At 68.8% G+C, this 25085-nt stretch carries 20 protein-coding genes, 1 tRNA gene and 1 other RNA gene; 18 read left to right on the top strand and 4 right to left on the bottom strand.

Going from position 1 to position 25085, the window contains the following annotated elements; all coding sequences use genetic code 11:
* Nucleotides 1-17: 17 nt before the first annotated feature.
* Nucleotides 18-797 (bottom strand): hypothetical protein, encoded by a 780-nt coding sequence (locus ACI2KI_RS07510; RefSeq protein ID WP_404618823.1) that lies wholly within the window; start codon nucleotides 795-797, stop codon nucleotides 18-20.
* Between the two features lie 214 nt (nucleotides 798-1011).
* Between ACI2KI_RS07510 and ACI2KI_RS07505 the strand changes: the two genes are divergently transcribed.
* The gene (locus tag ACI2KI_RS07505) at nucleotides 1012-1707 is read left to right on the top strand and encodes a hypothetical protein (protein ID WP_404618821.1); all 696 of its coding nucleotides are present in this window, start codon (nucleotides 1012-1014) and stop codon (nucleotides 1705-1707) included.
* A 553-nt stretch (nucleotides 1708-2260) separates the two neighbouring features.
* Here the strand turns inward: ACI2KI_RS07505 and ACI2KI_RS07500 are convergent.
* A tRNA-Ile gene (locus ACI2KI_RS07500) sits at nucleotides 2261-2336 on the bottom strand.
* Nucleotides 2337-2523: 187 nt separating this feature from the next.
* On the opposite strand from ACI2KI_RS07500, the gene ACI2KI_RS07495 reads away from it, so the two are divergent.
* The 16 genes from ACI2KI_RS07495 to ACI2KI_RS07420 all read left to right on the top strand — a co-directional run bounded on the left by ACI2KI_RS07495 (nucleotide 2524) and on the right by ACI2KI_RS07420 (nucleotide 19913).
* On the top strand, nucleotides 2524-3276 hold the full coding sequence (locus ACI2KI_RS07495; RefSeq protein WP_404618819.1) for an SIMPL domain-containing protein: 753 nt from the start codon (nucleotides 2524-2526) through the stop codon (nucleotides 3274-3276).
* Nucleotides 3277-3425: 149 nt separating this feature from the next.
* Nucleotides 3426-5213, top strand: coding sequence for a signal peptide peptidase SppA (sppA, locus tag ACI2KI_RS07490; RefSeq protein WP_404618817.1), 1788 nt, complete (start codon nucleotides 3426-3428; stop codon nucleotides 5211-5213).
* A 123-nt stretch (nucleotides 5214-5336) separates the two neighbouring features.
* Nucleotides 5337-5660 (top strand): hypothetical protein, encoded by a 324-nt coding sequence (locus ACI2KI_RS07485; protein WP_331033483.1) that lies wholly within the window; start codon nucleotides 5337-5339, stop codon nucleotides 5658-5660.
* A gap of 9 nt (nucleotides 5661-5669) precedes the next feature.
* Nucleotides 5670-6431, top strand: coding sequence for an N-acetylmuramoyl-L-alanine amidase (locus ACI2KI_RS07480; protein WP_404618815.1), 762 nt, complete (start codon nucleotides 5670-5672; stop codon nucleotides 6429-6431).
* A 32-nt stretch (nucleotides 6432-6463) separates the two neighbouring features.
* Nucleotides 6464-6854, top strand: an RNA gene (gene rnpB, locus ACI2KI_RS07475) — RNase P RNA component class A.
* A gap of 452 nt (nucleotides 6855-7306) precedes the next feature.
* The gene (locus ACI2KI_RS07470; protein WP_404618813.1) at nucleotides 7307-7783 is read left to right on the top strand and encodes a division/cell wall cluster transcriptional repressor MraZ; all 477 of its coding nucleotides are present in this window, start codon (nucleotides 7307-7309) and stop codon (nucleotides 7781-7783) included.
* A complete protein-coding gene (gene rsmH, locus ACI2KI_RS07465; protein WP_404618811.1) occupies nucleotides 7780-8742 on the top strand; it encodes a 16S rRNA (cytosine(1402)-N(4))-methyltransferase RsmH in 963 nt (320 codons plus the stop codon). The genes ACI2KI_RS07470 and rsmH overlap by 4 nt, the downstream gene beginning before the upstream one ends.
* Complete coding sequence (locus ACI2KI_RS07460) at nucleotides 8739-9155, top strand: cell division protein (protein WP_404618809.1); 417 nt, start codon at nucleotides 8739-8741, stop codon at nucleotides 9153-9155. The genes rsmH and ACI2KI_RS07460 overlap by 4 nt, the downstream gene beginning before the upstream one ends.
* Nucleotides 9156-9175: 20 nt before the next feature.
* Entirely contained in the window at nucleotides 9176-10957 is a 1782-nt protein-coding gene (locus ACI2KI_RS07455) for a peptidoglycan D,D-transpeptidase FtsI family protein (protein WP_404618959.1), read from the top strand.
* A complete protein-coding gene (locus ACI2KI_RS07450; RefSeq protein WP_404618807.1) occupies nucleotides 10954-12414 on the top strand; it encodes a UDP-N-acetylmuramoyl-L-alanyl-D-glutamate--2,6-diaminopimelate ligase in 1461 nt (486 codons plus the stop codon). The genes ACI2KI_RS07455 and ACI2KI_RS07450 overlap by 4 nt, the downstream gene beginning before the upstream one ends.
* The gene (murF, locus tag ACI2KI_RS07445) at nucleotides 12407-13858 is read left to right on the top strand and encodes a UDP-N-acetylmuramoyl-tripeptide--D-alanyl-D-alanine ligase (protein WP_404618805.1); all 1452 of its coding nucleotides are present in this window, start codon (nucleotides 12407-12409) and stop codon (nucleotides 13856-13858) included. The genes ACI2KI_RS07450 and murF overlap by 8 nt, the downstream gene beginning before the upstream one ends.
* Complete coding sequence (gene mraY, locus ACI2KI_RS07440) at nucleotides 13859-14968, top strand: phospho-N-acetylmuramoyl-pentapeptide-transferase (RefSeq protein ID WP_207822593.1); 1110 nt, start codon at nucleotides 13859-13861, stop codon at nucleotides 14966-14968. It abuts the gene before it with no gap.
* A gap of 4 nt (nucleotides 14969-14972) precedes the next feature.
* A complete protein-coding gene (gene murD / locus ACI2KI_RS07435) occupies nucleotides 14973-16457 on the top strand; it encodes a UDP-N-acetylmuramoyl-L-alanine--D-glutamate ligase (protein WP_404618803.1) in 1485 nt (494 codons plus the stop codon).
* Nucleotides 16454-17635 (top strand): FtsW/RodA/SpoVE family cell cycle protein, encoded by a 1182-nt coding sequence (locus tag ACI2KI_RS07430; RefSeq protein ID WP_404618801.1) that lies wholly within the window; start codon nucleotides 16454-16456, stop codon nucleotides 17633-17635. Before murD ends, ACI2KI_RS07430 begins: the two co-directional genes overlap by 4 nt.
* A gap of 12 nt (nucleotides 17636-17647) precedes the next feature.
* Nucleotides 17648-18733: an undecaprenyldiphospho-muramoylpentapeptide beta-N-acetylglucosaminyltransferase gene (gene murG / locus ACI2KI_RS07425; protein ID WP_404618799.1), complete on the top strand. Its 1086-nt coding sequence runs from the start codon at nucleotides 17648-17650 to the stop codon at nucleotides 18731-18733.
* Nucleotides 18734-18782: 49 nt separating this feature from the next.
* Nucleotides 18783-19913 (top strand): mechanosensitive ion channel family protein, encoded by a 1131-nt coding sequence (locus tag ACI2KI_RS07420; protein WP_404618797.1) that lies wholly within the window; start codon nucleotides 18783-18785, stop codon nucleotides 19911-19913.
* A 117-nt stretch (nucleotides 19914-20030) separates the two neighbouring features.
* Here the strand turns inward: ACI2KI_RS07420 and ACI2KI_RS07415 are convergent, their stop codons facing one another.
* Nucleotides 20031-20486, bottom strand: a complete 456-nt coding sequence (locus ACI2KI_RS07415; protein ID WP_404618795.1) for a hypothetical protein — start codon at nucleotides 20484-20486, stop codon at nucleotides 20031-20033.
* 70 nt (nucleotides 20487-20556) lie between these two features.
* On the opposite strand from ACI2KI_RS07415, the gene ACI2KI_RS07410 reads away from it, so the two are divergent.
* Nucleotides 20557-21417, top strand: a complete 861-nt coding sequence (locus tag ACI2KI_RS07410; protein ID WP_404618793.1) for a WecB/TagA/CpsF family glycosyltransferase — start codon at nucleotides 20557-20559, stop codon at nucleotides 21415-21417.
* Nucleotides 21418-21641: 224 nt separating this feature from the next.
* Here the strand turns inward: ACI2KI_RS07410 and smc are convergent, their stop codons facing one another.
* A complete protein-coding gene (gene smc, locus ACI2KI_RS07405) occupies nucleotides 21642-25082 on the bottom strand; it encodes a chromosome segregation protein SMC (protein ID WP_404618791.1) in 3441 nt (1146 codons plus the stop codon).
* Nucleotides 25083-25085 lie beyond the last annotated feature (3 nt).

The following is a 25085-nucleotide window of genomic DNA, read 5'->3' as shown; positions in this document are numbered from 1 at the left end:
CGATTTGCATCAGATCGTCAGAAACGGCGATCACTGTCCAATGGCTGGCAGGTTCCGCTGAACGGCGTTTGCCCGGTGATCTGGATGTGTCCTACTCGACGATCAATGGTGATGTCCGGCCGATTAAGGCCGTTGAACCGGAAGCGGGCCTGGATTGTATCCCGCGACACCGACAGATTGCTGAGCTCATACCAGCCGTCATCGTTGCTACCATGGAGCGGCGGCACCATGTTTTCAGCCGGGCGAATCCGGCCGCGCGTCCCGTCGATCTCAATCGTCGCCGAGCTGTCGTGGGCCTGCCGACTCCAGTCGAAACCCTCTCGCGGCACATAGCGGTTCTTTTCTCCGTCCCACTCATAGCCGGTGCGCTGCTGTGACTCGAGCCGCTGCGCTTCGCCGTAGCAAAGCAGCGCGAAATGCTCCCTGTAGCCGTCGCGATCGTAGGAGGCCCCGTATCCGAACTCTGGCGGGGAGAATGCCTGCGCTTGTCCGGATGACGTATCCGAACTTCCGCACTCGCTTGGTCCAGCCTGGTTGATCGAGGCGTAGCGGCCATCCCGGGTCAGGATGGCGACGCACTCATCGCCTCGACGCCAGTAAGTGAGACGACCGTCGCCCATCGCTTCCGATCGTTCTGTCGCCTGATAGCCGCGTCGCTGAAGTTCTCCTTCCGCCTGTCCTGCCCGGGCGCCGACCATATCGCTCAAGCGACCAGGGGTCTGGGCGATCGCGGGAGCGGTGATGGTGAGGGCGATTGCAGTTCCAAGGCCGGCGACGAAGGGGGGCGGGGTCATCATCGGAGCATCTACATCAATGGAGCAGAGGAATAGGGCAATACAATCACAGTTCGATCACGCGGACGACCTTCCATCATCCGGAACTTCGCCCCGCCAAATTAGCTGATCAGTCCTGACGCAACAGGGACCAAAGACGAGAAGACAGCGCCGTTGCGGAAATGCTCCCAGGCCGCCACGGTGTGCCTGACGATCATATCCGGCGGCGGACATCGACATGAATCCCCTGACACTCCTGCGCTCAGTCGAGGACCTGCTTTATGAGGTCGTTTCTTGGCTGTTGTTCTACCCTCGCACCCTTCTGATGACTTTGCGCCATCCGATCCGAACGATGGACTATTCGGACCGGGAGCAACGAGACAAGCCGGAAAAACAGTATCTGGAAACATTGAGCCCGCCCCTGTTTCTTGTGCTCAGTCTCATCATCGCGCACGGACTGGAAGTAGCTGCGGGGCTCAACGAGTTCGAGATGAATTCCTCACTTGGCGCCATCGTCACAGGTAACCAGGAAAACCTCCTGGCGTTCAGGGCATTGGCCTTCAGTCTGACGGCGGTTGCGTTCGCCGCAGTGTCCCTCAGACTTCAGACGATCCGTCTCGACCGAGAGACGTTGCAGGCGCCGTTCTTCGCACAGTGCTATCTTTCGGGCGCGATGGCCATGGTTGTGGGCGTCGGAAGCATCGGCATTCGCCATCCGGGCGAGCTTCAGACGGTTGGCGGCGTCGCGCTGACTCTAGCAGGGATGCTCTGGTATCTGCGCGCGCAGTACAGCTGGCTTCGGGCTCGCGCGCACATAAAGGCCGCCACTGCGCTGTGCCTCGCTCTCGGCGTGGCCGGTTCCTGCTACGTCGCTGTGATCGCGATCGTCTGGCTGCTCTTGGGCGGCTCCACGTTGTCGACCGGGCCCATGTAATCTCACTCGGAGCTTCCGGAGCAGCGGGCAAAACATCGCTGACGTCGCACAAGCGCCAGGGGCGGACACTGATCTAACTGCCGGAAGCGGACGTTTGAGCATGGGGCGGGGGCGAATGTTCGAATATACGCCGACCGACATCCAACAGCGCCTCGCCAAGCTGGATTCGACGGCGACCGACTATCTCGAAGCCCTACCGACCTTCGTCTGGTGGACCGCACGCCGCAAGTAAGCGCCTTGCGCGTCCGCTATGGACGGGTCTCGATCGTCAGAGTCGGCAATCGCAGCCTGGAGTTTGTCTTCACGACCGAGACGAACTTCGGTGAGCTCACCTTCGAAGACATCGAAGCGGCGCGAGCAGTCTTCAGCGCAGACCCATTCCAAATGTTCCGCACCTATTGGGCGTGCGCACAGGGGACGTCGAGTCCATTCTGGACCGACTGTCTGCCGCCCAATCGGCGACGGCCGCATTCGCAGCGTCGCTGCTCAGGCAGACGGTATGAGCCACTCTTAGCTGGTTTTGAGCCAGTTCTAAGTGGTCTCGACAACAAGGTGGTAGGCCTGGAGGGACTCGAACCCCCAACCAGACCGTTATGAGCGGTCGGCTCTAACCATTGAGCTACAGGCCCCCGAAGCAGGGAGGACGTGCCTAGCAGGGGATGCGTCCGCTGCAAAGCCGCCGCTGACCTGTCGCGCTTTTCATGACGATGAACGGAACCTGCACGGGGGTCTTCTGCGTTCGTTCAGCTTGAAACGGCCAAGGTAGGGTCGTGGCTGGCGAAGACGCCTGGCCGATGGATTTCGACGGAGACGATGATGAACCGCACCGCACGCGCCCTGATGCTGGGCACGGCCCTGATGACCCTGGCGGTTCCCGCCGTCGCTTCCGCCCAGGCTACGGGCGCTTCTCCGATGCAGGTGCACGCCATGGCGCAACAGCCCGCCCTCAACCTGTCGGCCTTCGGCGAGGTCAAGGTCGCGCCGGATCAGGCGACGATCAACTTCGGCGTCGTCACCGAGGCCGCCACGGCCCAGGAGGCCATGGCCCAGAACGCGCAACAGATGACCCGCGTCGTCGCCGCCCTGCGCCGCGCCGGGATCGCCGAGCGCGACATCCAGACCTCGGGCCTGAACCTGTCGGCTCAGTATGACTATCAGCAGAACCAGCCGCCCAAGCTGCGTGGCTATCAGGCCCAGAACCGCGTCACGGTGGTCATCAACGACCTGACCAAGGTCGGCACGACGGCCGACGCCGTGGTCGCGGCGGGCGTCAACCAGATCGACGGCATCGCCTTCGGCCTGAAGGACGCCAAGGCGGCCGAGGATCAGGCCCGTCAGCTGGCCGTGCGCGCCCTGCAGGACAAGGCGCGGCTCTACGCCCAGGCCCTGGGCGTTCAACTGGGTAGCGTCCGCACCCTGACCGAGGGCGGCGGCTACATGCCGGAGCCGCCGCGCCCGATGTACGCTCGCGCCATGGCCATGGACGCCGGAAACGCCTCGACCCCGGTCTCCGCGGGCGAGCTGACGGTCCGCATCGACATCAGCGGCACCTACGACATCGGCCGCTGATCGGCTGAAACCAAGACGAGGGGAGGGCCTGCCGGGGACGGCGGGCCCTTTTCCATTTCCATTACCGCGGCTTCATTTGACGCTCGCCTTCCGCGCCCTATGCTCGCGGCAGGCCGCGCGTGGCCACTGACGGGACGGCCGGCTTTTTCATGAAACAGTTCTTCCTGACCATGCTCGGCGTCTTCGCCGGGCTCGTGGCCTTCTTCATCGTCCTGCCGATCGCGGCCCTTCTGTTCTTCGCGGCGGCGGCCGGTGCGTCCAAGCCCACCACGCCGGCCAACTCGGTGCTGGAGCTGGACCTGCGCGAGGGCCTGACCGACCAGCAGCCGACCAACCCTTTCGCGGCTTTCGGCGGGGGCGGCCTGTCGGTGGTTCACATTGTCGACACCCTGGCCCAGGCCGAGAAAGACGACAGCGTCAAGGTCCTGCTGGTTCGCGCGCCCGAGAGCGGCATGACGCCGGCCGCCGCCGACGAGGTGCGACAGGCGATCAACCGGTTCCGCGCCTCGGGCAAGACGGTCATCGCCCATAGCCAGGGCTTTATGCCTGTCGGCGCGGTGGTCTCCAGCTACATGGTGGCGGCCAGCGCCGATCAGCTGTGGATGCAGAACACCGCCAACTTCCAGGTGACGGGTCTGGCCAGCGACAGCCTGTTCCTGGGCCGCGCCTTCCAGAAATACGGCGTGCAGGCCGAGTTCGAGCAGCGCTACGAGTACAAGAACGCCGTCAACGAATACACGCAGAGCGACTATACCGGTCCGCACCGTGAGGCGATGCTGGCCTGGATGACCTCCATCTACGACAGCGCCCTGGCTAATACGGCGCATGACCGCAAGGCCACGCCCGAGGCGCTCAAGGCGACCATCGAGGCCGGTCCCTATTCCGCCGAACAGGCCCTGTCGCTGAAGCTGGTCGACAAGATCGGGCAGGTCGAGGACGCCGAGGCCGCCGCCAAGGCCAAGGCGGGCAAGGACGCCAAGATCATCAAGTTCGGCGACTACGCCTCTATGCAGGGCGCGCGCAACGGATCGGGCAAGTCGGCCATCGCCATTGTCGGCGGCGAGGGCGCGATCATGACCGGACGCGGCCAGAGCGCGTCGCCCTTCGGCTCGGGTTCGGACATCCGGTCGGACGACACGGCCAAGGCCATCTATGACGCCATCGAGGACAAGGCCGTGAAGGCCATCGTCTTCCGCGTCTCCTCGCCGGGCGGCTCGCCCGAGGCGTCTGAGCAGATCCTGGCCGCCGTGCGCGCAGCCAAGGCGGCGGGCAAGCCGGTGGTCGTGTCCATGGGGTCCTATGCGGCTTCGGGCGGCTACTGGATCAGCTCGGAAGCCGACTGGATCGTGGCCCAGCCCTCGACCCTGACCGGCTCCATCGGCGTCTTCGGCGGCAAGTTCGTGCTGGCCGACGCCCTGGGCCGCTTCGGCCTGGACATGCGCGGCCTGTCGGTCGGCGGCGACTACGCCGACGCCTTCTCGCCGGTGCAGGGCTTCGATCAGGGCCAGCGCGCCGCTTTCGCCGCCTCGATGGACCGGGTCTACGAAGAGTTCGTCGCTCGCGTCGCCAAGGGCCGCAAGCTGCCGGTCGAGCGCGTGCGCGAAATCGCCAAGGGCCGGGTCTGGACCGGGGCACAGGGCAAGGCGCTGGGTCTGGTTGACGAGCTGGGCGGCCTCAACGAAGCCATCATCAAGGCTCGCAAGCTGGCCAATATCCCGACCAGCGAGTCCGTGCGCTTCAAGCGCTTCCCCACGCCGCAGTCGCCGTGGGAGGCCCTGGCCAGCGCCTTCGGCGCCTCGGGTCAGGCGGCGGACGCCATGGTCTCGGTGGGGCGGGTCATGGGCGATCCGGCGGCCCAGGCCATGCTGAACCGGGTCGAGGCAGAGCGCCTGCGCAGCCGCGGCGCGGTGGTGCTGGCCGACCAGCCGGCGTTTTGATGGCCGCAACCGCGAAAAGACCCTGACTGATGCGTGATGTCGCAGTCCATTGACCGTTCAGGTCGATGGACCGACATTGGGTTTGAGGCGTTCCTTCATCGGCGCGCCGCGAAAGGCAGTTCCATGATCCAGTCCGACCCCTTTGTTCAGATCGGCTTCAACGCCCGACGCCGCACCGGCGGCGGCCTGCTGGCGCCCTTCGTCTGGCTCGGCGGCCTTGTGGCCACGGCCATCGCCCTGACCGTGGGCGCGGTTCTGGCCGTGCTGACCGCTGCGGCTGTCGCGGTGATCGCCCTGATCGCCGGGGTGGTGGTCTTCTTCGCCGGCTTTGCTTTCCGCGCTCGTCGCGCCCGCGCCGCCACGACCCGTCGCGACGAGGGCGTGATCGACGCCCAGAAGGTCGGCGACACCTGGGTCGCCTATGGCTGGGAACGCGAAGGGCGCTGATCGGGCGCCATGCCGAGCTTCATCGACGCCCCGTCTCCCAATTTCAACGCCCGGCGCGGTCCGCCGGACATGCTGGTGCTGCACTACACCGGCATGAGGACGGCTGACGAAGCCGTCGCCCGGCTGCGCGACCCGGTCGCCGAGGTCTCGGCCCACTATGTCGTCAACGAGAATGGCGTGATCCTGCGTCTGGTGCCGGAAGAGCGCCGCGCCTGGCACGCCGGTCGCGGCGCCTGGCAGGGCGAGACCGACGTCAACGCCGCCTCCATCGGGATCGAGATCGTCAATCCGGGCCACGAGTTCGGCTACCGCGCCTTTCCCGAGGCGCAGGTTCAGGCGGTGATCGACCTGGTCGCCGACATCCGCTCGCGCTGGACCATTCCCGACGCCCGCATCATCGGCCATTCCGACGCCGCGCCTGACCGCAAGCAGGATCCGGGCGAGCTCTTCCCGTGGCGGCGTCTGGCCGAGGCCGGGCACGGCCTGTGGTTCGATCCCGCCGCCGAACGCGTCGCCGCCCTGGGCGCCGACCTGTCGCCGGGGGACGAGGGGCTGGGCGTCATCGTCCTGCGTTCGGGCCTGCACCGACTAGGCTACGCTCTGAAGCCGGGCGGCGACTATGACGACGAAACGCGCCTGACGGTCGAGGCCTTCCAGCGCCACTGGCGGCCCGACCGCATCGACGGGATCGCCGACGGCGAGACCCGTGCCCGCCTGGTCGGCCTGCTTCAGTTGGCCTCGGTCGAGAGCGTCACCGGCGTTCTGGATTGACGCGCGCCCCGTTCGCGCGCACTTAGCCCCCGCCAGACGGCCGGGCGGTCGCGGCGAGAGCTTGCTCTTGTCGAGGAAAGTCCGGGCTCCACGGTGAAGAGGCGGCGGGTAACTCCCGCCCGGGGTGACCCGAGGGATAGCGCCACAGAAAGCAAACCGCCTGGGTTCCGGCCCGGGGAAGGGTGAAAGGGTGGGGTAAGAGCCCACCGCGTCGGCGGCAACGTCGGCGGCATGGCAAGCCCCGCCTGGAGCAAGACCGAATAGGGACGTCGCGCGGGCCAAGATTCGTTCTGGGCCGCAGGGTTCACCGCCCGAGGCGTCCGGGTAGGTCGCGAGAACCGCTCAGCAATGGGCGGTCCAGAGGAATGATCGTCGCCGCCTTTCGGGGCGGAACAGAACCCGGCTTACAGGCCGTCTGGCATTTTTGTTTGGGCCTATCGGCCTTTGGCCTGCTTGAGGCCCGTTTTCATTTCATGTCCGCCGTCATCCTCGGGCTTGACCCGAGGATCGGGCCATCCGCCGGCTCGACATCTCTCAAGCATTGAGCGCGCCTCCACGCTCGATCCTCGGGTCAAGCCCGAGGATGACGGCGGCGGTGGGGTGGAAGGCCACCGCATTAACCCCTGCGTTGAAAACATGGCGGAAAAAGCAGTCCACAGGCTGTGAATACTCTTAATGTTGCTTGTATGTTCTCTTTTTTGACTGTGGGAACCGTTCGGCGAACTGCAAATTTGGTTAAAGGGTGTCAACTAATCCCATTGAGGCCCATCTGATCCCATGCTATCCCACAACCTCATGAGTAGGGGCTGTCGCCCGACGCGTGGTGTCATCAACGGATTTCAGGGACGGGCCGAGGGGCTCGATTGGGGCAGGGCGTGTTTCTCTCGACCTACGAGAAGCAGCTGGACGGCAAGCGCCGTCTCCTGATCCCCCAGGAATTCCGCACGGCTGAAAACGGCGCCGAGCATGGCGTCTTCTGCTTCCCCTCCATCGAGGCCGACTGCCTGGAAGCGGGCGGCGACAAGCTGTTCGCCGAATATCGCGCCGTCATCGAAAGCCTGCCCTTCGGCGATCCCTACCGCTCCGCGCTGGAAGCTTCGATCTTCGGCGAGCAGAAGCCGCTGGCCTATGACTCGGCGGGCCGCATCACCCTGCCGGAACACCTGTGCGCCGAGGTCGACCTGTCCGACACGGTCGTCATCTACGGCGTCGGCGAGCGCTTCCAGATCTGGAACAAGGACAGGTGGGCCGCGCACCGCGCCGAGCAGCGTCGCATGGCGCGCGAGGGCCTGAAGCAGTTCGGCGAAATGCGCCGTCAGGCGGCGGCCGCCAAGACCGGGGGCGCGGCATGACGTCTCCGCACGCCCCCGTCCTGCTGGCCGAAGTTCTTGAAGCTCTGAACCCGCAACCCGGCGACGTGATCGTCGACGCCACGTTCGGCGCCGGCGGCTATACCCGCGCCATTCTGGAGCGCGGCGCCCAGGTCATCGGTCTGGACCGCGACCCGACCGTCCAGCCGCACGCCGACGCGGTCGCCGCCGCCTGGCCGGGTCAGTTCCAGCTGATCCGCACCCCCTTCTCGGGCCTGGCCGAGGCCTTCGCCAAGAGCGGCAAGGCCCAGCTGAACGGCGCTGTCTTCGATATCGGCGTCTCGTCGATGCAGCTGGATCAGGCCGAGCGCGGCTTCTCCTTCATGCGCGACGGGCCGCTGGACATGCGTATGGGCGATACGGGGCCGACCGCCGCCGACATCGTCAACACCTGGGATCACGGGCCGATGGCCCATATCTTCAAGCAGTACGGCGACGAGCGTCAGTCGGGTCGCGTCGCCACCGCCATCCTGCGCCGCCGCGTCGAGCAGCCCTTCAGCCGCACCCTGGATCTGGCCGAGGTGGTCGAGAAGGCTCTGGGCGGGCGTCGCGGCGCGGCCATTCACCCGGCCACTCGCGTCTTCCAGGCCCTGCGCATCGCCGTCAACGACGAGCTGGGCCAGCTGGAGCGCGGTCTGGAAGCCGCCGAGGCGACCCTGGCGCCGGGCGGCCGTCTGGTCGTCGTCACCTTCCATTCGCTGGAAGACCGCATCGTCAAAGCCTTCCTGACTGAGCGCACCGGCAATGCTCCGGGCGGTTCGCGTCACGCCCCGGTCGCGGTGGAGCTGCGCAAGCCCAGCTTCGACCTGATGTTCAAGGGCGCCAAGGAGGCGGGCGAGGCCGAGCTGGCCGCCAACCCGCGCGCCCGGTCCGCCCGCCTGCGTGCCGCGATCCGCACCGAGGCTTCGGCCTGGGGTGCTATCGGAGGGAAGCGCGCATGATCGCCGTTCCCGTTCCGGTGAAGCGCCTGTTCGACTGGAAGGTCCGCGGCGTGCGCTGCGTCGAGATCATCGGCGTGGTCTGCGTCGCCGCCCTGGTCTTCTCGGTCTATATCGCCAAGGCCGCCGCCGCCCGCGAAAGCGCCGAGATCAGCCGTATCGAGAGCGAGATCCGCGAGAACCGCCAGCGGGTCCGCCTGCTGCGCGCCGAGGCGACCCGGCTGGAGCAGCCTGCGCGGCTGGAGGCTCTGTCGCGTGAAATCGGCCTGGGGCCCGTTGATGTGAAGAAGCAGGCGGTCGAGGCCGGTCTGCCCGCCATCGCCCCGCCCTCGGCCGTCGTCGCTGCGGCCGCGCCTGTCGCCGCCGCCCCTGCCGCGCCCGTCGCTGCACCCGTCGCCGGGGAGAGCCTGCATTGAGCGTGCATGACCACCACGGCATGGACTATCGCCGCCCCGCGCCGGGCCGTCCGCAGCCGCGCCCGCAAGGCCCGTCGGTGGGTGGGCTGTTCGCCGCCTGGGGCCGCTGGGTCGCCAACTGCGTCTGGTGGATGGAGCATTCGTTCGAGCGCGCCCGCGCCGATGGTCGTCCCGAGGAAGACACCCGCGTTCGAATCTTCCTGATCATGGCGGTTTTCTGCGCGGTCTTCGCCTGTCTGGCCCTGGGCGCGGCCCACGCCGCCCTGTTCGCGCCGCGCGGCGCGGCGGGCGCGGGCTTCAACCCCAATGCCCTGACGCGCGCCGATCTGGTGGACCGCAACGGTCAACTGCTGGCCACCAACATCACCCACTACGGCCTTTACATCGACCCGCGCGAGATCTGGGACCCGGCCAGCGCCAAGGTCCAGCTGCGTCGCGCCCTGCCGCGCGTCTCGGCCCAGCGTCTGGATCGCGTGCTCAGCGGTGATCGTCGCCTGCTGGTCCTGAACGGCCTGACCCCGTCCGAGCGCGGCGCCGTCCACGCCCTGGCCCTGGGCGGCGTCTCGTTCGAGCCCGAGGACCGCCGCGTCTATCCGCTGGGCACCTCTGCGGCGCACCTGATCGGCCGCGCCGACACGGGCGGCGAGGGCGTGTCCGGTTCGGAGCTGGCCTTCAACCAGGAAATCCGCGCGGCGGGCGCCGCCGGCGAAGACTTCCAGCTGTCCATCGACCTGCGCGTCCAGGGCGTGGTCGAGAACGAACTGGCCGCCGCCGCCGAGGCTGCCGGGGCCAAGGGCGCCGTCGCCGTGGTTACCGACGTCCAGACCGGCGAGGTCCTGGCCATGGCCAGCTGGCCGACCTACGACGCCAACCGCCGCAACAGCGCGCCCGAAGAGGCCCTGCTGAACCGCGTCACCTCGGGCCACTATGAAATGGGCTCGGTGTTCAAGAGCTTCACCGTCGCCGCCGGCATCGACACCGGCCGGGCTGACATGAACACCCTGTTCGACGCCTCGCAGGCGCTGCAGATCGGCAAGCGCCGCATCAAGGACTTCCACGCCACCAACAAGGTGCTGACGCTGGAGGAAGTCTATCTGCACTCGTCCAATATCGGCACGTCGCGCCTGGCCGTCGAAATGGGCGGGGACGTGATGCGCGACTACTTCCAGCGTCTGGGCCTGCTGGACGCCGCCCCTATCGAGCTGAAGGAATCGGCGCGCCCGTCGCGGGTGCGCAAGTGGGACGACAGCACCCTGGCCTCGCTGTCCTTCGGCTACGGCATCATGGTCACGCCGATCCAGTATGTGGCCGCCTACGCCTCGCTGGCCAACGGCGGGCGCTATGTGCCCCTGACCCTGCGCAAGGGCGGTTTGCCCAACGCCCGCACGCGTCAGGTCGTCTCGCCCGAGACCTCGGCCACCATGCTGGACCTGATGCGCCGCAACGTGACGCGCGGCTCGGGCCGGTTCGCCGATGCGCCGGGCCTGCGGGTCGGCGGCAAGACCGGCTCGGCCAACAAGCTGGTCAACGGCCGCTATGACCCGACCCACGCCGTCGGCTCCTTCGCCGCCGTCTTCCCCGCCGACGGCCCGGTGACGGCCAAGCGCTATACGATCTTCGTCCTGGTGGACGAGCCGTCCTCCTATCCGCGCACCGGCGGCTATGTGGCCGCGCCCGCCGTCGGCAAGATCGCCGACCGCATCGCGCCCTTCCTCGGCGTCGAGCGCAAGGCCGACCGCTGGGCCACGGCCCTGGGCGAAAAAATCCCCGAGTTCCAGGACGTCGAGGGCGACGGTCGATGAGCGCTCTTCGTTTGTCAGAACTGCTCCGTCGCGACGTGAGTTCGGACCCCGAGATCACCGCCGTCACCGCCGACAGCCGCAAGGTCGTCCCCGGCGCCCTGTTCGTGGCCCTGCCGGGCGCGTCGGCCGACGGTCGCGCCTTCATTCCGCAGGCCCTGGCCAAGGGCGCCGCCGCCATCCTGGCCCCCGCCGACACGCCTGCGGGCGCCGCGCCCCTGCTGGTCGCCTCGGGCGACGTGCACCGCGCCTATGCGCTTGCCGCGCGCAGCTTCTACGGCGCCCAGCCCAAGACCTGCGTGGCTGTCACCGGCACCAACGGCAAGACCTCGGTCGCCAACTTCTGCCGCCAGATCTGGGCGGGCCTCGGCCTCAAGTCGGCCAGCATGGGCACGCTCGGCGTCGTCGGTCAGAAGGGGGACAAGACCTACGCCCTGACCGGCCCCGGCCTGACCAGTCCCGACGCCGCCGACGCCGCCCGCCTGCTGGCCGAACTGGCCGCCAAGGAGGTGACCCACCTGGCGCTGGAAGCCTCGTCGCACGGCATCGAGCAGCGCCGTCTGGACGGGGTGGCCATCCGCGCCGCCGGCTTCACCAACCTGACCCAGGACCACCTCGACTATCACGGCACGATGGAGAGCTATCGCGCCGCCAAGCTGCGCCTGTTCGAGGCCCTGCTGCCGCGCGGTCGCACCGCCGTCCTGAACGCCGACTCTGACGCCTATTCGGCCTTCGCCTCGGCCTCGATCATGGCCGGCCTCGGCGTCATGGGCGTGGGCGAGCGCGGTCGCGACCTGTCGCTGATCGCGCGCCGGGCGACGCCGGAAGGCCAGCGCCTGACCATCGACGCGCGCGGCCGTATCCACGACATCCTGCTGCCCCTGGCCGGCGCCTTCCAGGCCTCGAACGCCCTGGTCGCGGCGGGCCTGTGCATCGCGGGCGGCGAAGACCCCGACCGGGTCATCCTGGCGATGGAGTTCATCCAGGGCGCGCAAGGCCGTCTGCAACGCATCCCGGGCGAAGGCTCGCGTGGCGGCGAGGTCTATGTCGACTACGCCCACACGCCTGACGGTCTGGAGACGGTGCTGAACGCCCTGCGTCCCCACGCGACGGGCAAGCTGATCGTCGTCTTCGGCGCCGGCGGCGACCGCGACCGCGCCAAGCGGCCGATGATGGGCGAGATCGCCGGGCGTCTGGCCGACGTGGCCATCGTTACCGACGACAATCCGCGCTCGGAGGACCCCGCCGCCATCCGCGCCCAGGTCCGCGCCGGCTGCCCCGACGCTCTGGAAATCGGCGACCGCCGCGAAGCCATCCGCCACGCTGTATCGCTGATGCGCGAAGGAGATGTGGTGGTGATCGCCGGAAAAGGGCATGAACAGGGACAGATCGTCGCCGGGGTCGTGCATCCCTTCGACGACGCCACCGAAGCGACCGAAGCCCTGCGCGATCATGCCTGACACCCAAACGCCGCTCTGGACCGCCGAAGCCATCGCCTCGGCGACCGGCGGCCAGCTCCACGGACCCGACGCATCCCAAGAAATTGGCGTCTCGGGCCTGACCTACAACAGCCGTGAAATCCAGCCGGGCGACCTCTTCCTGGCCCTGCACGGCGCGCGCGACGGGCATGAGTTCGCCGCCGCCGCCTTCGCCGCCGGGGCCACCGTCGCCCTGGTCGACCGCCCCGTCGAGGGCGGGCCCTACGTGCTGGTCCCCGACACCCTGAAGGGGCTTGAGGCGCTGGGCGTCGCCGCCCGCGACCGCGCCCGCCTGCGCGGCGCCGTCACCGGCAGCGTCGGCAAGACCAGCGTGACCCAGGCGATCAAGGCCGGTCTTGATCTGGCCGGTTCCGCCCACGCCTCGATCAAGAGCTACAACAACCATATCGGCGTGCCGCTGACCCTGGCGCGGATGCCGCACGGCACCGACCGCGCCGTGTTCGAGATCGGCATGAACCATCCGGGCGAGATCGGCCCGTTGTCGGCCTTCGTCCGCCCGCACGCCGCCTGCGTCACCACGGTCGGCCCCGTCCACATCGAGGCCTTCGCCGACGGCGAGGCGGGCGTGGCGCGCGAGAAGGCCGCCATCTTCCAGGGCCTGGTCCCCGGCGGGATCGCCGTGGTCAACGCCGCCGACGCCCACGCCGACATCGTGCGTCAGGGCGCGCTGGACGCCGGGGCGACCTTGCGCACCTTCGGTCATGACGCGGGCTGCGACGCCCGCCTGCTGGGCTTCACGCCCGACAGCGAGGGCGCGACCGTCGTCGCCGAGCTGGACGGCCAGCGCATCGAATATCGGCTGGCCCAGTCGGGCGTCCACTGGGGCCTGAACAGCCTCTGCGTCATCCTGATGCTGCAGGCGCTGGACGTGTCGCTGGACACGGCCTTGCAGGCCCTGGCTGGCTTCCAGCCGCTGGCGGGCCGGGGGCAGATGAAGACCGTCGCCATCCCCGGCGGCGCCTTCACCCTGATCGACGAGAGCTACAACGCCAATCCGCTGTCGATGAAGGCGGGCTTCGTCAGTCTGGGCGCCAAGCCCGTGGGGCAGGGCGGTCGCCGCGTCGTCGTCCTGACCGACATGCTGGAGCTGGGCGAGCACAGCCGCGCCCTGCATGAAGGCCTGGCCCCGGCCATCGAGGCGGCGGGTCTGGATCTGGTCCACGCCGCCGGACCGCAGATGCGCCAGCTTTACGACATCCTGCCGCCGTCGCTGCGGGGCCAATGGCGCGAAACCGCCGCCGAACTGGCCGCCGAGGCCGCCGCCCTGGTCCAGCCGGGCGACGTGGTCATGGTCAAGGGATCGAACGGGTCGCGGGCCTCGCTGGTCGCGGCCGCGCTTGCAAAACTCGGCCCCGCCGAACAAGAGGCGCGCGACGCCGCCGGGGACCAAGGAAAGTCCGCTTAAATGTTCTACCTGCTCTATCTTTATTACGCGGACATTGCGCAGGAATATCCCCTGCTGCACCTGATCCAGTATCAGACGGTGCGCGTCGCCTTGGCCATGGCCACGGCCATGATCGTCGCGGTCGCCATGGGCAGCCGCTTCATCAACTGGATCCGCGCCAAGCAGGGCCGGGGCCAGCCGATCCGCGAGGACGGCCCGGTTTCGCACCTGTCCAAGGTCGGCACCCCGACCATGGGCGGCCTGATGATCCTGGCGGGCATCGGCGTGGCGGTCTTCCTATGGGGCGACCTGACCAATCCCTATATCTGGATCGTCTCGGGCGTCACGGCGGCCTTCGGCGTCCTGGGCTTCATCGATGACTACGCCAAGGTGACCAAGCAGACCTCGGCGGGCCTGACCTCGAAACAGAAGCTGGCGGCCCAGGCCGTCGTGGCCGTGATCGCGGGCGTTCTGACCGTGGTCTGGATGACCTATTCGCCGACCTCGCCGGGGTTGGAAACCTCGATCGCCTTCCCCTTCCTCAAGGCCATCCTGCTCAATATCGGCTGGTTCTATGTGGCCTTTGCCGCCTTCACCATCATCGGCTTCTCCAACGCCGTGAACCTGACCGACGGTCTGGACGGCCTGGCCATCGTGCCGGTCATGATGGCGGCGGGCGCCTTCGGCATCATCTCCTATCTGGTCGGCAACTTCGTCTTCGCCGAGTATCTTCAGGTCCACCACGTACCGGGTTCGGGTGAACTGGCCATCTTCTGCGCCGCCATGATCGGCGGCGGCATGGGCTTCCTCTGGTACAACGCCCCCCCGGCCAAGATCTTCATGGGCGACACCGGCTCTCTGGCCCTCGGCGGCGCGCTCGGTTCCATCGCCGTGGCCACCAAGCATGAGCTGGTGCTGGGCATCGTCGGCGGCCTGTTCGTGGTCGAGGCGGCCTCGGTCATGATCCAGGTCGGCTACTTCAAGCTGACCGGCAAGCGCATCTTCCTGATGGCCCCGATCCACCACCATTTCGAAAAGATGGGCTGGCCGGAATCCACCGTCGTCATCCGTTTCTGGATCGTCGCCGCCATGCTGGCGCTGCTCGGTCTGGCCACGCTGAAGCTGCGCTGATCCCATGATCCCGGCACCCGGCTTCGAGGGGCGTCGCGTCGCGGTCTTCGGCCTGGGCCGGTCCGGGATCACGGCGGCGCGCGCGCTTCAGGCCGGCGGCGCCGTCCCCGTCCTGTGGGACGACGGCGTCTCGGGCCGGATGCAGGCTGCGGCGGAAGGCTTCCTCGTCGAGGACCTCACCCGCGCCGACTGGTCCAGCTTCGCCGCCCTGGTCCTGTCGCCCGGCGCGCCCCTGACCCACCCCAAGCCGCACTGGACCGTCGAGCGCGCTCATGCGGCGGGCTTGCCGGTCATCGGCGACGTCGAACTGTTCGCCCGCGCCCTGGACGCCCTGCCGCAAGGCCGGCGTCCCCGCGTCGTCGCCATCACCGGCACCAACGGCAAGTCCACGACGACGGCCCTGATCGGCTGGGTGTTGAAGTCTGCGGGCCTGAGCGTCCACATCGGCGGCAATATCGGCATCGGCGTCCTGGCCCTGCCGGCCCCGACGCCCGACGCCGTCTATGTCATCGAGGTCTCGTCCTACCAACTGGACCTGACCACGACCTTCGCGCCCGACGTGGCCATCCTGACCAACATCAGCCCCGACCATCTGGATCGCCACGGCGGCATGGAAGGCTACGTCGCCGCCAAGCGCCGCATCTTCCAGTCGCAGGGCGCAGACGCGCTGGCGCTTGTCGGCGTGGATGAAGCCTGGGGGCAGGGGATCGCTGCGGACTTGCGAGAGCACGGCCGCCGCGTTTGCACTGTTTCCACCCGCTCCGTCATCCCGGGGGCGGACGCACAGCGTTCGGAACCCGGGACCCAGACGGCTGCTCATGTCGCCGAGGCCTGGGTTCCGGGTTCGGCTACGCAGCCCCGGAATGACGGCATTGAAGCGGCGCCGGGTCTGCTGACCGCCAACGGCCAGTTCATAGCCGACCTCTCCGCCGCCCGCTCTCTGCCCGGCCGTCACAACGCCCAGAACGCCGCCTTCGCCTATGCCGCCGCCCGCGCGCTGGGCGTGTCGCACGATGCGGCGGTCGAGGGCCTGCTGACCTTCCCCGGTCTGGCGCATCGCATGGAGGCCGTGGGCCGCCTCGGTCCCATCCGCTTCATCAACGACTCCAAAGGCACCAACGCCGACGCCGCGCGTCAGGCCCTGGCCTCCTACCCCTCCGTCTTCTGGATCGCGGGCGGCAAGGCCAAGGAGGGCGGCATCGACAGTCTGCGCGACCTCTTTCCCCACGTCGCCAAGGCCTACCTGATCGGCGAGGCCGCCGACGCCTTCTCCGTCACCCTGGCCGACACGCCCCACGTCGTCGCCCACACCATGGAGCGCGCCGTCGAACTGGCCGCCGCCGATGCGGCAAAGGCCGGCGGCGAGCAGGTCGTCCTGCTGTCGCCCGCCTGCGCCAGCTTCGATCAGTTTCCTGACTTCGAGGTGCGGGGCGAAGCCTTCCGCGCCGCCGTGCTGGCGCTGGGCGCCAAGCCTGAGCCCGCCGCATGAGCCAGAGCTACAGCCATCCCTTCTCGCGCAATGATCAGAGCCTGATCGCACGCTGGTTCTGGACCGTGGATCGTGGCCTGCTGGGCGCGGCCCTGACCCTGGTGGCCCTGGGCGTGTCGCTCAGCTTCGCCTCCAGCCCCGCCGCCATCCTAGCCGACGAGTCGATTACCGATCCCTTCCACTATTCCTGGCGGATGATCGTCTGGGCCTCGATGGGCACGGGCCTGATGCTGACCACCTCCCTGCTGTCGCCGCGCGGGGTGCGGCGGATCGCGGTCCTGGCCCTGTTTGGGGCCATCGTCGTCATGGCGGCCCTGCCCTTTATCGGGGACACGGTGAAGGGCGCGGCGCGCTGGGTGAACCTCGGCCCGTTCAGCCTGCAACCGTCCGAGTTCGCCAAGCCCAGCCTGATCGTCTTCGCCGCCTGGATGTTCGCCGAGGCGCAGAAGGGGCAGGGGGTTCCCGGCGTCAGCATCGCCTTTGGCCTCTGGGCCCTGACGGTCGGCCTGCTGCTGATCCAGCCTGACATCGGCCAGACCCTGTTGATCACCACCACCTTCATGGCCGTCTTCTTCATGGCCGGGGTGCCGCTGAAATGGGTGGCCGTCATCGCCGCCATGGGCGCGGGCGGGGTGGTGTCGCTGTATTTCACCTTCAGCCATATGCGCGACCGTCTCAGCCGCTTCCTGTCGCCAGAGACGACCGACACCCACCAGATCGACCGCGCCTCCGAGGCCATCCGCGCCGGCGGTCTGGTCGGGCGCGGCATCGGCGAGGGGGTGATGAAGCGCCGGGTGCCCGACCTGCACACCGACTTCATCTATTCGGTCGGCGCCGAGGAGTTCGGCCTGATCCTGTCGCTGTTCATGATCGGCCTCTACGCCTTCATCGTCATCCGCGGGATGAAGAAGGCGATGAAGCTGAACGACCCGTTCGAGCAGACGGCGGCGGCGGGCCTCTTCATGCTAATCGGGCTGCAGGCCTGCATCAATGTCGCGGTGAACCTGAACCTGATCCCGACCAAGGGCATGACGCTCCCCTTCATCAGCTATGGCGGCTCGTCGATGATGGCCATGGGCCTGACCATGGGGTTCGCCCTGGCCCTGACGCGCCGTCGTCCGGGCGCCTATGAGCCGGGCTCCAACATCTCCCCGCCGCGCCGTCGTCTGCTGCCGTAAGAGAGTATCCGCATGAACAAGGTCTGCGTCGTCGCCGCCGGGGGCACTGGCGGCCACATGTTCCCCGCCGAGGCCCTGGCCCGCGAACTGGCGTTGCGTGGCTGGCGCGTGGTGCTGGCCACCGATGCGCGCGGCGAGCAATACGCCCACGCATTCCCCGCCGAGGAACGTCTGGCGCTGGACGCCGCCACCGGCAGCGGCCCTATCGGCCTGTTGAAAGCGGGCCTGGCCATCTGGCGCGGCGTGGGCCAGGCCAAGTCGGCCTTTGATCGCACCGGCGCCGACGTGGTGGTGGGCTTCGGCGGCTACCCTTCCGCCCCGGCCCTGGTCGCCGCCATCCTGCAGAAGCGTCCGACCCTGATCCACGAACAGAACGCCGTCCTGGGCCGCACCAACCGGATGCTGGCCCCGCGCGTCGGCGCCGTGGCCTCGGCCTTCCCGACCCTGGGCCGTGCGCCCGAGGCGGTGAAGACCCGCGCGCAGGTGGTCGGCAACCCGGTCCGCCCGGACATTCGCGCCCTGTTCGACCGTGCCTATGTCGCGCCGGAAGGCGACGGCCCGATCCATGTGCTGGTCACCGGCGGCAGTCAGGGCGCACGCATCCTGTCCGAGACCGCGCCCCGCGCTCTGGCGGCCCTGCCCGAAGCCATCCGCCGCCGCCTGCACGTCCAGCAGCAGTCGCGCCCGGAAACCCTGGAGAGCGCCCGCCAGATCTATCTGGAGGCCGGCATCAACGCCGAGGTCGCGCCCTTCTTCCGCGACATGGCCGAGCGCCTGTCGAAGGCCCATCTGGTCATCGGCCGCGCCGGCGCCTCGACCTGTTCGGAGCTGGCCGTGGCGGCCCTGCCGTCAGTGCTGATCCCGCTGAAGATCGCCATGGACGACCACCAGACCCTGAACGCCCGCGCCCTGTCCGAGGCCGGCGCCGCCCGCGTCATCGCCGAGGACGATGTGACGGTCGACAGCCTGACCGCCGTTCTGAGCGAGGTCCTGTCGGACCCGGCACGGCTGGCCGCCATGTCCGCCGCCGCCCGCTCGGTCGCCATCCCCGACGCCGCCGCCCGCCTGGCCGATCTGGTCGAAGCGGCGGCGCGCTGAAGCGCCGCACGGCCTTGGGTCGGGCGGCGAAGCTGGCTAGGCTGCGCCCATGCCCCAGTTCGTCGTCGACCTGACCAACAACGTCTTCGCCCTGTGGAACCAGTTCCACTGGCTGCCTGAATGGGCCGTGGTGACCATCATCACCGTCGCCTTCGTCTTCATCGGCTGGGCGGCCAATCAGGTGGTCTTCGCCTTGCTGAAGCTGGCGGTGCGCAACCGCGACGTCTTCTGGAAGGGGATGCTGGGCCGCGCCCGGCTCAAGGTCCGCATCGCCGTCATGATCATCGCCCTGGCCCTGGCGGTGACGGTCTCGCCGCTGGACCCCGAGCCGTCGCTGCTGATCCGGCGCACCCTGCTGTTCGGCTTCATCCTGGTGTGCGGGTGGATGATCGCCGGGGCCGTGGACATGGGGGCCGTCGTCCACCTCAAGAAGTTCAACATGGACACGGAGGACAACCTCCTGGCCCGCAAGCACGTCACCCAGACGCGCATCCTGCAGCGGGTGGCGGCCATCCTTATTGGACTGATCACCCTGGGGCTGGCGCTGATGACCATTCCGGGCGTGCGCCAGTGGGGTCTGTCCCTGCTGGCCTCGGCGGGCGTGGTGGGCATCGTCGCCGGTCTGGCGCTGCAACCCTTCCTGACCAATCTGATCGCCGGCATCCAGATCGCCACGGCCCAGCCCATCCGCCTGGACGACGCCGTCATCGTCGAGGGCGAGTGGGGCCGGGTCGAGGAGATCACTTCGACCTATGTGGTGGTCAAGCTGTGGGACTGGCGGCGCATGGTCCTGCCGCTGACCTATTTCATCCAGAAACCGTTCCAGAACTGGACCCGCGACGACAGTCGCCTGATCGGCGTGGCCTTCCTCTATGTGGACTATGAGGCGCCGATCGACCGGCTGCGGGTCAAGCTGGAATCCATCGCCCACGCCTCGCCCCTGTGGGACGGCGACGTGGTGGCCTTGCAGGTCACCGACATCACCGACCGCGTGGCCCAGGTCCGCTGCCTGACCAGCGCTAGGAACGCCTCGATCGCCTTCGACCTGCGCTGCGAGGTGCGCGAGAAGATGCTGGCCTTCATGCGGGACGAATGCCCGCAGGCCCTGCCGAGGGATCGCGTGGACCTGGATCGTAACAGCGGCGGCATTCTCCCTCCCCTTCATGGGGAGGGTGGCTGACGCGCAGCGTCAGACGGGTGGGGGCGCTTTCGCTGATCAAGCGCCGCTCCTGTGTCGCCAAGCCCTCCCCACCCGGTCGCTGCGCGACCACCCTCCCCACGAAGGGGAGGGAGAACCTCAGTCCTTCATCCGCTCGCGCCCGATGCGCACGGCGTCGGCCGTGCTGAGCGCATCCGCCGTCCGCGGCTCGCGACGGCAAGCCACCGCCGCCAGCTCCGCCGCGTCCCCGCCGGGCGCGATGGCGAAGGGTGGGGCGTTTTCCGGCGTGATGGGCCCTTCGATCCCGTCGGCTCTCAATGACGCGAAGTCGAGCCGATCCGCCGTCTGGCCGGCGCAGTCGAACCGCCACCACGACCAGCCGCCGGCATAGGCGACGTCGCCGATCACCATGTCCTCCTCGCTGACCTGCAGGGATCGCATCCGCACCCCTTCGCCGTCGGGCGTGGTCGAGGCGGCGTCGGCGAAGATGGCGAACCGTCCCACGCCGGTCAGGACCAGGGCGTGATCCTGGGCCGTCGCGCTGGTCGCGGACAGGGCGAGGGCGGCCGTCAGGACCGTAAAGGCTCGCGTCATCGTGGCATCCTGTGTTTCGTTAACCGCATCCGCAAACCACGTGTTGAGACGCCGCGTCTATAGCCAAGCCATGTATCAGGAACCGCTCGGAGTCGACGCCGCCCTCGCCCCGCCTGATCGGCGGGCGCATGAACGGCGTCCGTTCCGCCAGACGCGCCGACCCGAGGAACGCGTTCGCATCCTGGGCGAAACCGTCGATCTGATGCGGCCCGAGGAGGTCTTGCTGCACGTCGAACGCTGCATCGAGGCGGGTCAGCGCAGCATCATCGCCAACCACAACCTGCACAGCCTCTACCTGCTGCCCCGCACGCCGGGGATGCGACGGCTCTATGATCTGGCCGACGTGGTCGAGCTGGATTCCACCCCTCTGATCCACTTCACGCGGCTGCTGGGCCTGCACAGCCGACCCTTCCATCGCTGCACCTATCTGGACTGGCGCGACCAGTTCTGGAGCATGGCCAACCGTCAGGGCTGGCGCGTCCTCTATGTCGGCGGCGCAGACGGGGTGGCGACCACGGCGGTGGAGCGTCTGGGCGCGCGCTATCCGGGAGCTGTCGTCAATGGGCTGTCCGGATATTTCGACGCCACGCCGGGATCGGCGGGCAATACCGCCGTCCTCGCCGCCGTTCGCGAGTTTCGGCCCAACGTCCTCTTCGTCGGCATGGGCATGCCGCGACAGGAGTTGTGGATCGCTGACAACATCGAGGCCCTGCCTGACGCCGTCATCCTGCCGGTCGGCGCGGCTTTTGACTATGAGGCGGGCGTCCAGAAGGCCGCGCCCCGCTGGATGGGGCGGCTCGGCGTCGAATGGCTGTTCCGCCTGTTCGCCGACCCGAAACGCCTCTTCACCCGCTACTGCGTCGAGCCCTGGTTCCTGATCGGCCCGGCCCTGGGCGATGTGCGCGCGGCGATGCGGCGCAGGAAGCGCTGAATCAGGGGCCCCCGTCGAGCCATCGCAATGACGCTGGCCGAGGCTTTGAATTTCCACGACTTCGCCCGAAACAGATGTAATCGGCCTGACAGGCTGCTCAGGGCCCCCATACTGGCCGAAGCGCCGGGCCCTTGGCACGACGACGGGGAGACATCTGCGCCGATTTCAGACGATTCAGACGAATTGGACTCTGTTTTTATCCGGCATCGAACGGACGCCTCTGATCAGGCCGCCACGATCTGCTCCGCCTGTTTCAGGTTGACGCTGACCAGTTGGCTCATGCCGCGTTCCGGCATGGTGACGCCGTACAGGCGATCCATCCGGCTCATGGTCACCGGGTTGTGGGTGATGACGATGAAGCGGGTGTCGGTGCGCGACCGCATCTCGTGCAGCATCCGGCAGAAGCGGTCGACGTTGGCGTCGTCCAGCGGCGCGTCCACCTCGTCCAGCACGCAGACGGGCGCCGGGTTGGCCAGGAAGACGCCGAAAATCAGCGCCGCCGCCGTCAGGGCCTGCTCGCCGCCCGACATCAGGCTCATGACCGACAGACGCTTGCCGGGCGGGCAGGCGTAGATCTCAAGGCCCGCTTCCAGCGGATCGTCGCTCTCGACCAGCTTCAGCTCCGCCTGACCACCGCCGAACAGGGCCTCGAACAGAGCCTTGAAGTTGGCGTTGATGACGTCGAAGGCCGCCACCAGTCGCTCGCGACCCTCGGCGTTCAGTTCGTCGATGCCGTCGCGCAGCTTGGCGATCGCCTGGGTCAGGTCGATGCGTTCGGACTTCATGGCGCCCAGACGCTCGCCGTATTCGGCGGCCTCTTCCTCGGCGCGCAGGTTGACCGCGCCCAGGGCCTCGCGCTCGCGCTCCAGCCCGGTCAGCAGGCTCTCGGCGCCGGCCGTGTCCGGCGGGCGGGCGATGGCGTCGTCGATCAGCTTCTGGCCCAGTTCGTCGGGCGACATCTGCGCCGTCTCGCGGACGTTGGCCTCGGCCTCGGCCAGACGCTCGGTCGCGGCCTCGGCGCGGGCGGCCAGACCGGCGCGGGCTTCGCGCGCGGCCCCGGCGGCGGCCTCGGCGGCGCGGCTGGCGCGGTCGCTCTCGCCCGCCGTGCTCTCGGCCAGGGACAGGGCTTCGGCGGCCGCGCTCTTGCGTGTCTCGGCGGCGATCAGGGCCTCCATCAGCGTTCCGCGCTGTTCGGCGAAGCCCTGAGGCGCGATCTCAGCCTGCTTGAGCAGGGCGGCGGTCTTGTCGGCGTCCTTGCCGAGCGCAGCGACGCGGGCGGCGCTGTCCTTGGAGCGCCCGGCCCAGCCCTCGTGGGCGCGGGTCAGGCTGCCCAGACGCTGTTCGCGCCCGGCGCGATCGCGGGCCTCTTCGTCGCGGGTCGAGCGGGCGGTCTGGGCGGCTTGCCGGGCCGCATCGGCGGCGACGCGGGCTCCGGCCAGCTCGTCACGCAGACCGGCGATGGTCTCGGACGGGGCCTCGACCGACTGCGCGGCCTCCAGCGCCGTCTTGGCCTCGGCCACCTCGCTGTCCAGCCGGGCCACGGTCTCGTCGAGCGCCTGGGCGCGGGCCTCGCGCCGGGTCTGGTCGCGCATCAGGCTTTCGACCCGGTCGCGCGCGACAGTCACGGCCTTGTCGGCGGCGAAGGGCTTGAGGCGGGCGGTCTTCACCGTCTCTTCCGCCGCGCGGAAGGCTTCGGTCGCGGCCTTCTGAGCCGTCTGCGCGGCCTCGAGTGCGGGCTTGCCGGTGTCGATCTCGGCTTCCAGCTCGGCCAGACGCGTCCGCTGGGCCAGTCGCACGGCGGCGGGGCGCGGGGCCTCGGCGCGGCTGACGAAGCCGTCCCAGCGATAGAGGTCGCCTTCCACCGTCACGAGACGGGCCCCGGTCGGCAGGGCCTTGGCCAGACGCGGCGCATCGGACTGGCTGGCGACGACGCACAGGGCCAGACGCGCGGCCAGTTCGGCGGGGGCGGTCACATGGGCGGCCAGCGGCGTCACGCCCTCGGGCCAGACCGGTGTGGGCGCGTCGGCCCCGGCCCAGTGGGCGGCGGCGCGGGCGTCCAACGCGGCGTCCAGATCATCGCCCAGAGCCGCAGCCAGCGCCGCCTCATAACCCTTGGCCGCCGACACCTTGTCCAGTGCGGGCGGATGGTCGCGCTTGCCGGTGACCAGCAGTTGCGCCAGGCCGCGCGCCTCGGTCTGCAAGCGTCCCAGACGGTCCTCGGCGGCGCGGGCCGCCATGCGGGCCTCGGCTTCGACGCGGGCCAGATCGCTGCGCGCGACCTCGGCGGCCTCGACGGCTTCGCGGGCGGCGATCAGCTCGGCCTGGGCCGTTTCCAGCGCGGTGCGGGCGACGGCCAGTTCCGGCGTCTCGATGGGACCGAGGGCCTCGCGCTCGCGTTTGGCCTGTTCGAACTGACCGACGACGCGCGACAGGCGGGTCTCGGCGTCGCGTTTCCTGGCGCTCTCGGCGTTGGCGCGGGCCTCGACGGCGGCCAGGGTGCCGGCCAGGCGTTCGACCTCGCCGTCGGCAGCCTTGCGGGCGTCCTCGGCGGCCAGCAGGGCCTTTTCCAGCTCCGGCCCGCGTTCCGGCGCGGCGGCGATCTCGGCCTTCAGCCTGGTCAGTTCGTGGTCCAGCCGGTCCAGCTCGCGCTTCGCGTCGGCGGCCATGCGCTCCTCGCGCTCGACGTCGGCGGCGATGCGGGCCGCTTCGGCCTTCAGGCGATCGACCTCGGCGCGGGCGGCCTGTTCGGCCATGTCGAGGCGGTCGCGCTCCAGGGTGGCCCGGTGCAGCAGGGCGCCGGCCACGGCGTCTTCTTCGCGCGCAGGCTTCATCGCCTCCTGCGCCTTCAGGGCGTCGGCCTCGGCCCTGGTCGCGGCGGCGCCGGCCTCGGCCACGGCGCGGTCGGCGTCGCGCAGTTCCTGGGCCGCGACTTCAGCCGCCGCCTTGGCGTCGTTCCAGCGCACATAGAGCAGGGCGGCCTGCAGGGCGCGAATCTCGGCCGAGATCTTCTTGTACTTCTCGGCCTGACGCGCCTCGCGCTTCAGCCGGTTCAGCGCCGTCTCCAGTTCCCGGCCGATGTCGTCCAGCCGGTCCAGATTGGTCTCGGCGGCCTTGAGGCGCAGCTCGGCCTCGTGACGGCGGGTGTGCAGACCGGCCACGCCGCCGGCCTCTTCCAGAATCCGGCGACGGTTCTGCGGCTTGGCCGCGATCAGTTCGGAAATCTGTCCCTGACGCACCAGGGCCGGGCTGTTCGCCCCGGTCGAGGCGTCGGCGAACAGCAACTGGACGTCGCGGGCGCGGACCTCCTTGCCGTTGATGCGATAGGTCGAGCCCTGACCCCGGTCGATGCGACGCGACACCTCCAAGACGGGAGAGTCGGTGAAGGGCTGGGGCGCGCGCTTCTGGGCGTTGTCGATGGTCAGGACGACTTCGGCGTGGCTGCGCGGGGGGCGGCCTGCGGCGCCGGCGAAGATGACGTCGTCCATGCCCTGGCCGCGCATGGCCTTGGCCGAGTTGGCGCCCATGACCCAGCGCAGGCTTTCCAGCACGTTGGACTTGCCGCAGCCGTTCGGCCCGACCACCCCGGTCAGGCCGGACTCGATTTGAACTTCCGCCGCGTCGACGAAGGATTTGAAGCCGACGAGCTTCAGTCTCTGGAACTGCATCGG

This window comes from Brevundimonas sp. NPDC046655, from assembly GCF_044901625.1.
Taxonomy (GTDB): Bacteria; Pseudomonadota; Alphaproteobacteria; order Caulobacterales; family Caulobacteraceae; genus Brevundimonas.
Note: the sequence above shows the minus strand (reverse complement) of the source record. Positions and strands in the feature narration are given on the sequence as shown.

What these genes read in the sequence shown, in the direction of transcription:
- ACI2KI_RS07510 (WP_404618823.1), bottom strand. Translation starts at nt 797, where the DNA reads ATGATGACCCCGCCCCCCTTCGTCGCCGGCCTTGGAACTGCAATCGCC.
- ACI2KI_RS07505 (WP_404618821.1), top strand. Translation starts at nt 1,012, where the DNA reads ATGAATCCCCTGACACTCCTGCGCTCAGTCGAGGACCTGCTTTATGAG.
- ACI2KI_RS07495 (WP_404618819.1), top strand. Translation starts at nt 2,524, where the DNA reads ATGAACCGCACCGCACGCGCCCTGATGCTGGGCACGGCCCTGATGACC.
- sppA (WP_404618817.1), top strand. Translation starts at nt 3,426, where the DNA reads ATGAAACAGTTCTTCCTGACCATGCTCGGCGTCTTCGCCGGGCTCGTG.
- ACI2KI_RS07485 (WP_331033483.1), top strand. Translation starts at nt 5,337, where the DNA reads ATGATCCAGTCCGACCCCTTTGTTCAGATCGGCTTCAACGCCCGACGC.
- ACI2KI_RS07480 (WP_404618815.1), top strand. Translation starts at nt 5,670, where the DNA reads ATGCCGAGCTTCATCGACGCCCCGTCTCCCAATTTCAACGCCCGGCGC.
- rsmH (WP_404618811.1), top strand. Translation starts at nt 7,780, where the DNA reads ATGACGTCTCCGCACGCCCCCGTCCTGCTGGCCGAAGTTCTTGAAGCT.
- ACI2KI_RS07460 (WP_404618809.1), top strand. Translation starts at nt 8,739, where the DNA reads ATGATCGCCGTTCCCGTTCCGGTGAAGCGCCTGTTCGACTGGAAGGTC.
- ACI2KI_RS07455 (WP_404618959.1), top strand. Translation starts at nt 9,176, where the DNA reads ATGGACTATCGCCGCCCCGCGCCGGGCCGTCCGCAGCCGCGCCCGCAA.
- ACI2KI_RS07450 (WP_404618807.1), top strand. Translation starts at nt 10,954, where the DNA reads ATGAGCGCTCTTCGTTTGTCAGAACTGCTCCGTCGCGACGTGAGTTCG.
- murF (WP_404618805.1), top strand. Translation starts at nt 12,407, where the DNA reads ATGCCTGACACCCAAACGCCGCTCTGGACCGCCGAAGCCATCGCCTCG.
- mraY (WP_207822593.1), top strand. Translation starts at nt 13,859, where the DNA reads ATGTTCTACCTGCTCTATCTTTATTACGCGGACATTGCGCAGGAATAT.
- murD (WP_404618803.1), top strand. Translation starts at nt 14,973, where the DNA reads ATGATCCCGGCACCCGGCTTCGAGGGGCGTCGCGTCGCGGTCTTCGGC.
- ACI2KI_RS07430 (WP_404618801.1), top strand. Translation starts at nt 16,454, where the DNA reads ATGAGCCAGAGCTACAGCCATCCCTTCTCGCGCAATGATCAGAGCCTG.
- murG (WP_404618799.1), top strand. Translation starts at nt 17,648, where the DNA reads ATGAACAAGGTCTGCGTCGTCGCCGCCGGGGGCACTGGCGGCCACATG.
- ACI2KI_RS07420 (WP_404618797.1), top strand. Translation starts at nt 18,783, where the DNA reads ATGCCCCAGTTCGTCGTCGACCTGACCAACAACGTCTTCGCCCTGTGG.
- ACI2KI_RS07415 (WP_404618795.1), bottom strand. Translation starts at nt 20,486, where the DNA reads ATGACGCGAGCCTTTACGGTCCTGACGGCCGCCCTCGCCCTGTCCGCG.
- ACI2KI_RS07410 (WP_404618793.1), top strand. Translation starts at nt 20,557, where the DNA reads ATGTATCAGGAACCGCTCGGAGTCGACGCCGCCCTCGCCCCGCCTGAT.
- smc (WP_404618791.1), bottom strand. Translation starts at nt 25,082, where the DNA reads ATGCAGTTCCAGAGACTGAAGCTCGTCGGCTTCAAATCCTTCGTCGAC.